This window comes from Vibrio nitrifigilis, from assembly GCF_015686695.1.
Lineage (GTDB): Bacteria > Pseudomonadota > Gammaproteobacteria > Enterobacterales > Vibrionaceae > Vibrio > Vibrio nitrifigilis.
On record NZ_JADPMR010000004.1, the window covers coordinates 51,195 to 63,724 of the forward strand.

General features: G+C 42.9%; 12 protein-coding genes and 1 pseudogene. 10 read left to right on the plus strand and 3 right to left on the minus strand.

Going from position 1 to position 12,530, the window contains the following annotated elements:
• Nucleotides 1-86 precede the first annotated feature (86 nt).
• The 3 genes from I1A42_RS16550 to I1A42_RS16560 all read left to right on the plus strand — a co-directional run bounded on the left by I1A42_RS16550 (nucleotide 87) and on the right by I1A42_RS16560 (nucleotide 3,082).
• Nucleotides 87-1,091, plus strand: coding sequence for a response regulator (locus I1A42_RS16550; protein WP_196124102.1), 1,005 nt, complete (start codon nucleotides 87-89; stop codon nucleotides 1,089-1,091).
• Nucleotides 1,091-1,543, plus strand: a complete 453-nt coding sequence (locus I1A42_RS16555) for a PAS domain-containing sensor histidine kinase (RefSeq protein ID WP_161155944.1) — start codon at nucleotides 1,091-1,093, stop codon at nucleotides 1,541-1,543. The genes I1A42_RS16550 and I1A42_RS16555 overlap by 1 nt, the downstream gene beginning before the upstream one ends.
• Nucleotides 1,544-1,609: 66 nt before the next feature.
• Entirely contained in the window at nucleotides 1,610-3,082 is a 1,473-nt protein-coding gene (locus I1A42_RS16560) for an NAD(P)H-hydrate dehydratase (RefSeq protein ID WP_196124103.1), read from the plus strand.
• A gap of 109 nt (nucleotides 3,083-3,191) precedes the next feature.
• On the opposite strand, the gene I1A42_RS16565 is transcribed toward I1A42_RS16560, so the two are convergent.
• Complete coding sequence (locus I1A42_RS16565; RefSeq protein ID WP_196124104.1) at nucleotides 3,192-4,193, minus strand: 2-hydroxyacid dehydrogenase; 1,002 nt, start codon at nucleotides 4,191-4,193, stop codon at nucleotides 3,192-3,194.
• A gap of 603 nt (nucleotides 4,194-4,796) precedes the next feature.
• Between I1A42_RS16565 and I1A42_RS16570 the strand changes: the two genes are divergently transcribed.
• Entirely contained in the window at nucleotides 4,797-5,840 is a 1,044-nt protein-coding gene (locus I1A42_RS16570; protein ID WP_196124105.1) for a GMP reductase, read from the plus strand.
• A gap of 122 nt (nucleotides 5,841-5,962) precedes the next feature.
• Here the strand turns inward: I1A42_RS16570 and I1A42_RS16575 are convergent.
• Nucleotides 5,963-6,299 (minus strand): annotated as a pseudogene (locus tag I1A42_RS16575) (tyrosine-type recombinase/integrase); the annotation flags it as partial.
• Between I1A42_RS16575 and I1A42_RS16580 the strand changes: the two are divergent.
• The 6 genes from I1A42_RS16580 (at nucleotide 6,271) to I1A42_RS16605 (ending at nucleotide 9,934) form a co-directional block, all read left to right on the plus strand.
• The gene (locus I1A42_RS16580) at nucleotides 6,271-7,458 is read left to right on the plus strand and encodes a hypothetical protein (protein WP_196125768.1); all 1,188 of its coding nucleotides are present in this window, start codon (nucleotides 6,271-6,273) and stop codon (nucleotides 7,456-7,458) included. The pseudogene I1A42_RS16575 and the gene I1A42_RS16580 sit on opposite strands and share 29 nt — an antisense overlap.
• A 21-nt stretch (nucleotides 7,459-7,479) precedes the next feature.
• Complete coding sequence (locus tag I1A42_RS16585; protein WP_196124106.1) at nucleotides 7,480-7,785, plus strand: hypothetical protein; 306 nt, start codon at nucleotides 7,480-7,482, stop codon at nucleotides 7,783-7,785.
• Nucleotides 7,785-7,982, plus strand: a complete 198-nt coding sequence (locus I1A42_RS16590; RefSeq protein WP_196124107.1) for a hypothetical protein — start codon at nucleotides 7,785-7,787, stop codon at nucleotides 7,980-7,982. The genes I1A42_RS16585 and I1A42_RS16590 overlap by 1 nt, the downstream gene beginning before the upstream one ends.
• Nucleotides 7,983-8,092: 110 nt before the next feature.
• The gene (locus I1A42_RS16595) at nucleotides 8,093-8,437 is read left to right on the plus strand and encodes a hypothetical protein (protein WP_196124108.1); all 345 of its coding nucleotides are present in this window, start codon (nucleotides 8,093-8,095) and stop codon (nucleotides 8,435-8,437) included.
• The gene (locus tag I1A42_RS16600; RefSeq protein WP_196124109.1) at nucleotides 8,427-8,906 is read left to right on the plus strand and encodes a hypothetical protein; all 480 of its coding nucleotides are present in this window, start codon (nucleotides 8,427-8,429) and stop codon (nucleotides 8,904-8,906) included. Before I1A42_RS16595 ends, I1A42_RS16600 begins: the two co-directional genes overlap by 11 nt.
• 800 nt (nucleotides 8,907-9,706) lie before the next feature.
• Nucleotides 9,707-9,934, plus strand: coding sequence for a hypothetical protein (locus tag I1A42_RS16605; RefSeq protein ID WP_196124110.1), 228 nt, complete (start codon nucleotides 9,707-9,709; stop codon nucleotides 9,932-9,934).
• 871 nt (nucleotides 9,935-10,805) lie between these two features.
• On the opposite strand, the gene I1A42_RS16610 is transcribed toward I1A42_RS16605, so the two are convergent.
• Nucleotides 10,806-12,113 (minus strand): hypothetical protein, encoded by a 1,308-nt coding sequence (locus I1A42_RS16610; protein WP_196124111.1) that lies wholly within the window; start codon nucleotides 12,111-12,113, stop codon nucleotides 10,806-10,808.
• Nucleotides 12,114-12,530: the final 417 nt, after the last annotated feature.

The following is a 12,530-nucleotide window of genomic DNA, read 5'->3' on the forward strand; positions in this document are numbered from 1 at the left end:
AATGTTACTTCTAGATGACTGCCTGAAACCGGTTTTAGGTATACACTTATTGATGGATTTTAAATAACGAACAAAAGGATGGTGGCATGACACTCCCCGTACTTATCTGTGATGACTCGGCGTTAGTGCGCAAACAGATGGCGCGCTCGTTACCCGCTTCGTTAAATGCAGATATAAGCTTCGCCGTCCATGGCTTAGATGCGCTTGAACAGATGAAAGAAACAGAGTTCAAGTTAATGTTTCTCGATTTAACCATGCCCGAACTCGATGGCTATGGAACTCTTGAGGAAATGCAAAAGCGTGGTATCCCTACCCCGGTGGTAGTGGTTTCTGGGGACATTCAGCCAAAAGCGAAAGAACGCGTATTAGCGCTAGGCGCAAAAGCGTTTATTCAAAAACCGTTAGATAAAAGTACACTCAATCTTGTATTGAAAGAGGTGATTGCGCCACCTCAGCAAACGCAAATTGTGCCGCAAAAGACACTTGAGCTCCCTATTTTAAAAAGGCGCGACATTTATATGGAAGTGGCCAACGTGTCAATTGGCCGTGCCGCTGATGCACTCGCACGTCATTTTGATGTGTTTGTTCATTTACCCTTACCAAACGTGAATATTCTGGAACTTAGCGAACTGCATATGGCGCTGAGAGATTTGGCAGATAACGACCACGTATCAGGCGTGTGCCAAGGTTTTAGCGGTGAGGGGATCGCCGGAGAAGCGTTAGTGTTATTGAGTGATTCGAGTGTCTCGGATCTCAAGAAGTTAATGAAAGTGCCTGCGGAAAGTGAAGAACTCGAAGAACTGGAACTGTTAATGGATGTCTCGAATATCCTAGTCGGGTCCTTTCTCAATGGGTTAGGTGAACAAGCGGAAGTGCGCTTTTTTCAGGGCTCTCCGGTTCTTCTTGGCCAGCATATACCGATCGAATCAGTTATTCGTTCAACCACAGGGTCTTTTCATAAAACCATGACGTTCGAAGTCAGCTATACGATTGATCAAACGTCGATTCGTTGTGACTTATTGTTTATGTTTGTCGATGAGTCGCTACCCCTACTCGATAATAAGCTGTCTTATTTAATGGAGGACTTTTAATGCTGTCACTTCCTGCTGAATTTGAACAGTTTCACTGGATGGTCGATATGGTACAAAATGTCGACATGGGGCTAGTGGTACTTGATAAAGAATATAAGGTACAAGTTTGGAATGGGTTTATGACTCACCACAGCGGCGTGCAATCTCACGATGCGCTGGGTAAGACGATCTTCGAACTTTTTCCAGAGATCCCTCAAGATTGGTTTTGCCTAAAGACCAAACCGGTGTATGACTTAGGTTGCCGGAGTTTCATTACTTGGCAACAACGGCCGTACTTATTTAAGTGTCGTAACGTAAGACCCGTTACACAACAAGCGGATTTTATGTATCAAAACATCACCTTGAACCCGATGCGTACTCCCACCGGTGTGGTGAGTTCGATGTTCTTGTCGGTTCAAGATGCAACGTCGGAAGCGTTAGCTTCCATAGAAGCTCGAGAAAATGCTAAATAAGCCAAGGAATTCTTTGGCTTTTTTTGTACACTGATAGCCTATTCTCTCGACAATATGGTGATTGTAATGCCTCTTCCTACAACGTTTTACACAGCACAGCAAGTTAAACAAGGTGAAGTACAGGCGGCCAAAGCGAGAGGGCTCGAGATGTTCAGTTTAATGGAACGAGCCGGGCAAGGGGTATTTACCATTGCTTTAGCTCAGTATCCCTCTTCTCAGCACTGGTTGGTTTGTTGTGGCGGTGGTAATAACGGTGGTGATGGTTATATTGCTGCGCGTCTTGCCAAAGCAATGGGTCATCAAGTCACAGTGTGGCAGGTCGGAAATCCAGAAAAACTTAAAGGCGATGCACTTACTGCGTATTACCATTGGCTCGATCAAGGGGGCGATGTGTACCCAATCGATGACCATGTCCCACGTGACGTCGACCTTATTATTGATGGCTTATTAGGTACAGGCCTAAGTGGGCCTGTTCGTGAGCCAATCAGTGATTTAATCGATACTATCAATAACAGTGGTAAACCTGTAGTTGCCATTGATATCCCTTCTGGCCTTAGCTCTAATACAGGCTCGGTGCTTGGTAAGGCAATTAAAGCTCAGCACACCATCAGTTTTATCGGGTTAAAGCAAGGTTTGGTCACCGGACAAGCGCGTAACTATGTTGGCAAATTACACTTTGCAGGCCTTGGGGTTTCAGAAAACTTTGATGAACAAAACACGCCCACACTGAAAGCCATTGAACCACGATTTATTCGTCAATGTTTAAAACCTCGTCAACCATGTGCGCATAAAGGTCACCATGGCAAAGCGGTATTAATTGGCGGAAATAGGGGAATGGGCGGAGCGATGATGCTTTGTGCACAAGCCTGTACTCGAATTGGTAGTGGTTTAACAGCCGCTCTCGTCCATTCGGATAATATGACTGCGATGCTCACTGTGGCACCAGAAGTAATGACAGGCAGTTGGGAAGTAGACAACCTTAAGCAGCGCACTGAATGGTGTAATGTGATTGGTCTGGGTCCAGGTTTAGGGCGAGGCAAAGATGGACGAGCTATTTTTGAGCAAGTGCAATCTATTGATAAGCCGAAAGTTCTAGATGCTGACGCACTCTTTTTCTTAGCCGAAAATCCCAACCATGATGATAAGCGTATTATCACGCCACATCCTGCCGAAGCTGCACGTTTGCTTGGGGCGAGTGTGGAGCTGGTTGAAACCGATCGCTTTAAAGCCATTCACTCTCTTCACGAAAAGTACGGCGGGGTAATTGTACTTAAAGGTGCAGGTACCTTGATCTACGATGGTTCACAAACCTATGTGTGTTTGGCTGGCAACCCTGGTATGGCGACTGGAGGAATGGGGGATGTGTTAACTGGCATTATTACTGCTCTGCTTGCTCAGGGAGTTCCGCTATGTGAGGCTGCTCGAGCAGGTGTTTTGGTTCATAGCCAAGCGGCAGACAAAGACGCTGAGCTAAAAGGCGAACGTGGATTACTTGCGAGCGATTTGCTGCCTCACCTACGTTCACTAGTCAACTATTAGCCAACAATCACAACTAAACAATCACCACTATTAGAAACTCGACTGACTATGGCGGCCTTTACATGGTCCTCCATAGTCAGTGATTTCCTTTTGATGTTATCGAAATGGTTTAGTCGAATGTCACTAACTCATTGCCTGATAGTGTCTTTTTCTCAAACGCTTCAATACTGGCTAATGTTGTCTGCGCGATATTGCGTAGCGCATCGACGGTTAAAAACGCTTGATGTCCGGTAAACAATACGTTGTGGCATGAAGATAGGCGGCGGAAGATGTCGTCTTTAATGACATCATTGGATTTATCTTGGAAGAAAAGATCTTTCTCGTTGTCATAAACATCTAATCCCAATGAGCCAATCTTGCCTTGTTTTAATGCCTCAATTGCTGCAGCAGAATCCAATAATTCCCCGCGGCTTGTATTGATGATCATTACGCCATCTTTCATTTGTGCGAAAGCCTTCTCATTGAGGAGGTGACGGTTTTCATCTGTCATTGGGCAGTGCAACGAAATGATGTCGCACTGCGGAAACATCTCTTCCAGCGAAACGTAATGTGCACCGAGCTCAATTGCGATTGGATTTTGGTATGGATCGTAACAAACCACATTCATCCCTAAACCTCTCAGGATGCGTATGGTTGCAATACCAATTTTTCCGGTGCCGATCACGCCCGCCGTTTTACCGAAGAAGTTAAACCCGACCAACCCCTCAAGATTAAAGTTAGCCTCGCGTGTACGCTGATACGCTTTGTGGTAACGGCGGTTTAGGCTCATCATCAAGCCAACGGCATGTTCAGCGACCGCCTCAGGCGAATAAGCAGGCACACGAACCACTTGCATGCCTAGTTGCTTAGCGGTATGCAAATCGACTTTGTCGTAGCCGGCACAACGCATTGCAATGAGGCGAGTGCCTCCCGCATACAGTTGTGTTAATACATCTGAACTTAAATCATCATTAACAAATGCACAGACCACTTTGCAGCCGCGTGCCATTTGTGCGGTGGTTGCGGTTAAACGAAAATCGTGAAATGTCAGACGAAAAGGCAAGTCTCCCAACACCTTGTTGAAAGATGACTGATCGTAAGACTTAGCACTAAAGAAGGCGACATCGATCATTTTATTCTCCTCTGTCGATGGCTTAGAACGGTTCATAGCCGTTACGTGTTGTAATTTTGGTATATCAAGGCAGCGAGAGCAAAGCGCCAATCATCAATACCGAATAGTAGCGGTATATCGGGAAATGATGAAAAAATAAACCCCAAACTCATAAGGGTATAGAGCGCAGATAAGTACACATTGGAAAAATTATGTTTATTTTTCGCTGAAGAGTGAGCGAAATAAGGCTCGTTTTCTAAGTTTTTATGGTGATTTGGTTCACATTTTTTGTTTTTAGAACACAGACGGTGATAAATCTAAACGGGGGTTTTTATGATAACGAGAAGAGGTGTAGGTGTTAACTTTCTGATATTTAGATATTAATTCTACAAGAAGCGATGAAAAGTGTTTATGAAAGTTTCTAGGTATGGTTTCTTCGAGAGGGTATCACAAAAAAATTAAAAATATCAGACTTGCCGGAAAAAAAACACAGCCTATAATGCTGAAAACCGGAGCGTCTGCCAACGCTCCGGTTTTTTTGTGTCCGAAAGGTTCTGGTGTCTGCCAACATCGGAACTACGCATCACACGAGACACAATAGTGAATCAGACTAGGAAATGCATAATGCGTATCGAACAAGAACTTAAGTTAGGTTTTAAAGATGTCCTGTTTCGCCCGAAACGTTCTACTCTCAAAAGCCGTTCTCAAGTAAATTTAACCCGCGAGTTTACATTCAAGCACAGCGGTCGTCAATGGTCAGGTGTACCTATTATTGCTGCTAATATGGATTCTGTCGGAAGTTTCGCCATGGCGAAGGCTCTGGCAAAGCATGATGTTATGACAGCGATTCACAAGCACTACACAGTCGCAGACTGGGCTGAGTTTGTGAAAGGAGCCGATCAAAACACGTTGAACAAGGTGATGGTATCAACCGGAACCTCACAAGCGGATTTTGAAAAGACAAAACAGATCTTAGCGTTAAGCGATGAACTGATCTTTATCTGTATCGATATTGCGAACGGATACTCAGAACACTTGGTAGATTACGTTGAAAAAGTACGTGCTCAATTCCCGGATAAAGTGATTTCTGCAGGTAATGTTGTGACTGGCGATATGGTCGAAGAGTTGATGCTAGCAGGTGCTGACATTGTTAAAGTAGGGATTGGTCCTGGCTCGGTTTGTACCACACGTGTAAAAACAGGCGTAGGTTACCCACAGCTTTCAGCCATCATTGAGTGTGCTGATGCCGCTCACGGCCTTGGCGGTCGTATTATTGGTGATGGTGGTTGTACATGCCCTGGTGATGTATCAAAAGCCTTCGGTGGTGGCGCGGATTTCGTCATGTTAGGTGGAATGCTAGCTGCGCATGAAGAAGCTGGTGGTGAACTGATCCAAAAAGACGGTGAAACCTTCATGAAGTTCTACGGCATGTCTTCACAAAGCGCGATGGACAAGCACTCCGGCGGCGTTGCAAAATACCGCGCAGCTGAAGGAAAAACCGTACTATTACCCTACAAAGGCCCAGTTGAGCACTCCATCCAAGATATCCTTGGCGGCGTACGCTCAACCTGCACCTACGTAGGCGCAGCGCAGCTTAAAGAGCTCACCAAGCGCACTACTTTTATCCGAGTTCAAGAGCAAGAGAATAACGTGTACGGGAAAGAGTAAAAACGTAACACTTCGGAAAAACCGAATAATAAAAAGCCGCTGAAAAGCGGCTTTTTTTATGCCCAAAAACAAAAAATGGCGACAAAATGGCGACAGCCGTGAAAAAAATTTAGTAGATAGAGTTACAAATGAGCTAATGGATTTAAGGAAATTGCTTCAAAAAGGTGGTTGGGGGCAACGCATCGTCATGGAAATATCGGCATGGCCAAGAACGTCACGCAGCACAAGAATGTTTACACTGTTCATCATAAAGTGACTGGCGAAAGTATGACGCAAAATGTGGGATGCTTGGCCTGTAGGGATCTCTAGTTCCAATTTGTTTTTTAGAATGTAGCAAAAAGGAGTGTAGCACTCTTAAAACAGCTGACCTGTTACTGGCTTATAGATTTCTTTGTACAATTCCTGAGAGATAGGCACTGAACGGTTTTTCTTGGTCTTAGTATTGGTGAAAGCGCTCTTTATTGTCAATGATACTGCAGACATCGCTCGCTATGATTTAGTGCGTTTTGATATCGGCTATGAGCAAGATATGGCCCCTTACTTTGAAGGCTTTATCGATAAAATGGAACCTGCGGCGAATGGCAGGGTTAAACTTGTAGTGAAAGAGCTCGCCGGCGTACTGAGTTTACCGTTGACGGTGAGCTTAGAGCATCCGACATTACAAGATGTCATGGATGTGGTCAGTGACAAAACTGGCTTAGAATTTCATTTGCCTAAGCGAGATTATGTCACGCAAATGATCCCGAATTTTGTTCATCACGGGAGTGGTTATCAATGTCTGGCAAACCTTGCCCGAGCCTTTCGAATTGCTGATTGTATTTGGGGCCAACAAATCGACCAGCGGATTTATTTTGGGGCTTATCAAGATAGCCATTTTTATCAAAAGCCCATGACGATCCCCCACGAATTTACCTCACGACAAACGAGCAACAGTGTCACGTTCGTGCCCTTTCCTATGCTTAGACCTGGGCGAATCGCATTTAATAAACGTATTACACGAGTCGATTTAATCGGGGACGAGATGACCGCTTATTGGGTTGAGGACAAATCGGTCCAGAAGCAAGCGCTTGATAATGTGCTGCCAGAGTTAACTGGCGGGTATCATTTACCCATTATGGGAAGAGTAAAAGCCGTGCGGGATACCGCTGAATTAGGGCTGACCGCAGACCCCTTTCGTCCTCGCTACGCTGTTGATGTGCAGATCCTTAATGAGAATTTAGAGGCAAATACCACTATCCCTATTTACCGCTCAATCCCATTACCTACACTGATGCCTGGTCATGAAGCAGGATTGATGTCGTATCCACTGGAAGGCGCTTTAGTCGATATCGCTTTCGCGTATGGTCGCAGTGATCGCCCTATGATTCGCGGGCTTTATGGGCGAGATTATGCCTTACCATCACTTGAGCCTGGAGAGCAACTGCAGCAGCAACGCGAAGAGGTTAGCCGCCGCATCGATGCTGCTGGCAATATCAGTGATAAAACCGATCAAACTTTTTCCACAGAAGCCTTCAAGCGAGTAGAAAAGGCAACGCATTATCAAGCTGAGTTCAGTGATCATCAATTAGATATTGAAGGTCATAGCAAAGAGAACATTATAGGCAAAAAGGTCATTTAAGCGCTGGGAGCAATTGAACTGTTGGCAGGGGATAACCTCGAACTTGGCAGTTTAGGCAATATGCAGGTAGCGACCGCTGGGGAATTGGTGGAGGTGATCGGTAAGCTGAGGAACATCGTCGTAGCTCAAGAGGATAAATTGAAAGTCATGGGAAACAAATTGGCCATCATTGAGAAAGATTGGGAAGCGAGTGCCAAGAACATTCGATTTAAGGCTGACCTTATCACACTGAACCAAGGCAAAGGGGTGGTGCAAGGGGACTGTATTTGTACTTTTACGTGCAAGCCTCATTCTGATTTATCTGCAACCGTAACGGCAGGGAAGTAATGGCATTAAGTAAATCATCGTTAAAAAGCAAGATTGTCTCTGAGTTGAACGCACAAGGTTTTGTGACAGAAGGGGAGCATGCGATGGCTCAAAAAATGGCAGAAGCGATTGCCAATGCGGTCGTGGATGAAATCCAAGCTAACGCCAAAGCAACGGTACAAAGTGGCAGTTCAGCAGGAACGTGGTCAATACAGTAGTTTTTATCTTTAAGTTAAAATGTGATCTTTTGCTATGCATATGTCTGCATTCATTGTTTTTTGCTGATTTTTAATATAACACCGACAAATACATAAAAATAAGGCTTAAAATGAAAGGCGATTATTGTGGGTTAAATCAATTCAAACCCAATCAAAGAACGTTAGATGCAATCAATGATATGAACGGTATAACTGATATGTCAAAAGCATTGAGAGGTGTTTTGGCTGCTGTCCCTGCATTTCAAATCTTTGCAGGTAAAGAAAGTTATTCTTGGTTTTCGATTGCGAATACAGCCAAAGATATCTATTCATATGATTGGGAACAGTTTCACCAAGCAATGAAAGCCGTAGATAAAGTAGAACGCGAGCAGTTGAATCGCATTGCGACTACAACTGCTATGTTTTCAATGGGTGATGACTACAAGTTTTGGAAGTGTGTACAAAATGCATTGTAAGAGATTATTGATTGCCAGTATTTGTTTGGTTAGTACTACAGTGTTTGCAAACACTTGGGTGGATGAGTTAAAGCATCGGGTAGACATAACTCATCAACAGTTTAATGATGCGATTGAACGATGTGACAATCTAAGGTCGCCATCACCTAAGAAAATAGAATCACGTTGGTTCGATGAGCTTTCTTGGGAGAAAAAGTTTGCGGCCATTACTTACCTTTCATACATGGCCGATGAAAACTGCTATTCGAAAGAGCTAAACGCTTACAGTGCATCATTAGTTAATTATGTTGCTGAAACTGGTGACCGAGAGCTGTTAGATAAGCTTATCAAAGCGAGACATGTTTATCAGCCGACTGGAACTGAAAGCTATTTTAACTCTGTAGACATTTCAAAGCTTAAAGAGTTAGCCGAAAAATCAGGGTTGAAAAGGCCATTTGATCCACTTGTATTGTCAGACTTATATCGCTAATTGTTAAGTAACAAAAGCCCCTAGATTCATGTCAGGGGCTTTTTTGATGGCTACAAAACCAAGTGTGTCACCCACGGAATCCGCACTCCTCTACACCCGCCTGCGCAGTTTAGGAGGCACTTTTTTTACAGTTTTGGATTAACGAAAAATGGTGATGTTGCTTGGTATTGCTTATAGCGCATAACTCCTTATTGCTAAAAGGGTTCAACGAGATATCAAATATTAAAAATGTAGCTATTAGCTAGGATCAAAAATTTCGATCATTTTAGTTTTTTTCAGAAAAGTGAGAAAAAAGGATCTCACTGTTTTAGCGTTGAATATTATAAGATTATGAAAAATAAGCGCTTTATCTGTTTTTTTGAATTTTGTTGGATGGTTTTAATTTTCTTTATGTGAAAATTATGTATCTAAGTATCTGATATATTGATATTTAATTTAGCTCAAGAGCAATTACCAAATGTAATACATATGACCATTCGGAATAAAATTGGAATCAAAATCACTACTTATTTTTCCGTAACTTAGGCAAGTTTTTGCTCCTATAAAATTGAGGTTATGATGACGCGAATCAGACCTCAGCGGGGATAAGTAGTGGTTTTTTAAGATCTCTTTAATGGAGAGCTTGCAACAGTTTTTCCTGACGGTTCTAAGCAACCATTACCTGAGGATAATAGCGAAATGGAAGTAATTTCGAAAGAGTAGGTAAAATTATGAGTATATTATCAGAACTAACTCCCATTATAGTCGAGTCGAGGACACTACATCCAGAAGACCCATCTATCTATAGGTATTGGGAGAAAATGACATCAATTTTGTCGAAAGATGAAACTGAAACAATTGAGTTTTTCAATTCACTAACCGATGGTGAAATGATAGAAGATCTAAGTGCTGTTTTCGACGATGTCTCAAGAAATTTACAGAGCAAGAAATTTATTGAATGCCTTGAGAAAGTAAAAGCCAAATTTCCCAATGCTCAGTTGCATGAAATGATTGAAGCTGCAAAAGAACAGCTATTTGATGATGAATAGACTAATTATTGGTCTTATTGGTTCTTCAGTGTGTTTTATAGGAATATTTTGGCTTGCAACTGAAATGACGATGCCTCTTTTCATATCAGAAAAAAGTTAACATTAGTTAGATTTAGTTGGTTAGGTTTGCCACTTGTAGGTACTTATGCGTTTTTGGGGCTAATAGGGGCAAATATTGTAGCGATAAGTATATCGATAAAACATAAGAAACAGATTATGCGGTCTTCTAAATTTTTACTTCTACCATGCTGGGATGTTTGGACTTGGAGTAAACTACGCAAATTACTTCATGGTTATCAAACCACTAAACTTAAAGGCCTGCCCCCTCATTCCAGGATATCGAAAGAATTTGCTGCTTGATTATGTGAAGGATATTTCTGAGTGTGAAAAGAGGGATGAGTAATTATTGTTGCCCTCTAACTAGTGGCGACAAAAATGGCGACAGACGCCAATAATGCTCGGTTTTGACCGTGAAATTAGGTTAAAAAACCGTGTTTATGTATACAGTGTTTTTAATATAAATTTTTGTTTTATATGTATTTAATATTTTTCGCTTTAGGTTCTACGGCATGTCTTCACAAAGCGCGATGGCGAAGCTCTCTGGCGGTGTTGCAAAATACCGCGCCGCGGAAGGAAAAACCGTAACACTTCGGAAAATTGTTGAAACAACCACTTTATGGTTGTATTAACAATTGTAAAATATGAAAAGTAGTTTGGACGCTATCCAAATGTTTCACAGAGCAAACGAGAGGCTTTGCTGCAAAAGAAAGAAGAAGCGTCAGAACCTAGTCTATAGTTTTTCCGCGTTTATATTCCTAGATGGCCTCAGTACGTACTGAGGCCAATTTTTATGGGTACTCGTCATTCGTCGCTAATCGTTATTAAGCAAATTGATTTCCGCCCAAGCGATTCCTGAGGTGTTCAATGGAGTGGGTTGCAGATTTGGGTGGTGAATCTTAGCGGAAACCGTGTAACTCCCTTCAAATTTATCAAATACGGATTTCTCGTTACTGTCGATTTGGATTTCTTGGTTAGGCAAGGTTGTCTTACCGGTGATCGTGGTAACATACCTGGTGTCATCGTCTGGTTCTTTGTACGTCAATGTAAGCGTAAAAGAGTCTGTATCGGGTTTGGGTTCAGTCGCACTGCGGGGGACTAAACAATTGGGTTCCATCTTGACTTCGTCTGACGTCCATTGAATCAAAGGGGTTCTTGCGGCCTGTTTGCTGACTGAATCTAGCGAATACATCGCGGCGGTGGTTACTCCATTGAGTTTCGACTCATTAAACTGGACCACACTAATCATGATGCAGGCTTTGATTTCGGGGAGCTGGATAGCATAAAACTGCCATTTAGCGTCGTTGGAGAGTGCATTTAAGATGGTGGGGGTAAATCCTTGAACGACATAATCTTCCCATATCCACCCTTGTTTGCCCGACAAGACGACATTGTTACTTAAATCCTTAATCTCGTAAGACAGGACTTTCAGTAGGGGAGCACTGTAGTAATACGAACCCTGTCCTATGCATTCGTCAGGGTGATTTTTGAGGTAAAGGTCCATCTGTTCATCATATTTAGATTGGAGTGTGTCGTTTTGCTCACTAGTCAGATATTGCGGTAAGAAGGAGTTAGGTCCATACCCAGCTTGAATGGTACCGAAAACATCTTCTAGTAGAACGTCGTAGTAATACTCCCCTGTGCCTTTCAATTTTTGTGTGCCAATGGCTAGGTCTTGGCCGCGTAAATGATAGATCGCTCCACGTTCACCCGTTTGACCTTGCAATAACTCAATCGTCAGTTTATCTGGGATGCCGGGGACTGAGATATTGATCGAAAAGGGCTGAGCATAACTTACCAAGTCACTGTGGATCATATATGGGGTGATGACGTAGCCGCTGTTCTTGTCAGTGCAAAGGGACCACTCTGCAAGATAAGGTGTGGAGTTCATGCCTTGTTGTTGTTGTACCATTGTACTGACATCGGCGACGACGACCCCTTCGTCATTCATTAATGTGCCATAAAAACACCAGCTGGACATGTTATAGCTAGGGTGATTAATGCTCATCCAATTCGACAAGGGCATCGAATTTGGCCCATGTTCATCTTTGTACTGACACAAGCGGAAGAGAGACGGTGAATTTGTTACGTAACTGTTGAGCGCATTTTGTAATGATTTCATTGCACATATTTCTCCATGGAATAGTCAATTTACATTATGCTAAAAAGTGCATATATGGAATTACATTTATTTGTGTGTATATAAAATGCATACGATTAATTGAGTGATGAGATGTACACAATTTCTGGATAATTCTGGCTAAACTTCAGAGAGGAAGGCGGGCATGGAGAATAAAATGGAAGAGGCGATTGCACAGCTGAAAATAGAAGATATTGACACTGGATATGCGCTGGTGGTGCCAAGAACTCAACACGTTATTTGCTAAAACATTTAAAAGTGCGCACTTCAACAGCGAATCGGTTCGGTGGGAAGTCATCAAGCGGTCAAAATCCAAATTCCAAGTGTGGACAAGAGAAGTCCGTGATTTGGTCAAGGCGTTGGAGGACGAAAAGGAGCAAAGTATCTTCAAGGCGTTGA

Excerpts from the sequence above, each read along its gene's own strand:
- I1A42_RS16550 (WP_196124102.1), top strand. The coding sequence starts at position 87 with ATGACACTCCCCGTACTTATCTGTGATGACTCGGCGTTAGTGCGCAAA.
- I1A42_RS16555 (WP_161155944.1), top strand. The coding sequence starts at position 1,091 with ATGCTGTCACTTCCTGCTGAATTTGAACAGTTTCACTGGATGGTCGAT.
- I1A42_RS16560 (WP_196124103.1), top strand. The coding sequence starts at position 1,610 with ATGCCTCTTCCTACAACGTTTTACACAGCACAGCAAGTTAAACAAGGT.
- I1A42_RS16565 (WP_196124104.1), bottom strand. The coding sequence starts at position 4,193 with ATGATCGATGTCGCCTTCTTTAGTGCTAAGTCTTACGATCAGTCATCT.
- I1A42_RS16570 (WP_196124105.1), top strand. The coding sequence starts at position 4,797 with ATGCGTATCGAACAAGAACTTAAGTTAGGTTTTAAAGATGTCCTGTTT.
- I1A42_RS16590 (WP_196124107.1), top strand. The coding sequence starts at position 7,785 with ATGGCATTAAGTAAATCATCGTTAAAAAGCAAGATTGTCTCTGAGTTG.
- I1A42_RS16595 (WP_196124108.1), top strand. The coding sequence starts at position 8,093 with ATGAAAGGCGATTATTGTGGGTTAAATCAATTCAAACCCAATCAAAGA.
- I1A42_RS16600 (WP_196124109.1), top strand. The coding sequence starts at position 8,427 with ATGCATTGTAAGAGATTATTGATTGCCAGTATTTGTTTGGTTAGTACT.
- I1A42_RS16605 (WP_196124110.1), top strand. The coding sequence starts at position 9,707 with ATGACATCAATTTTGTCGAAAGATGAAACTGAAACAATTGAGTTTTTC.
- I1A42_RS16610 (WP_196124111.1), bottom strand. The coding sequence starts at position 12,113 with ATGAAATCATTACAAAATGCGCTCAACAGTTACGTAACAAATTCACCG.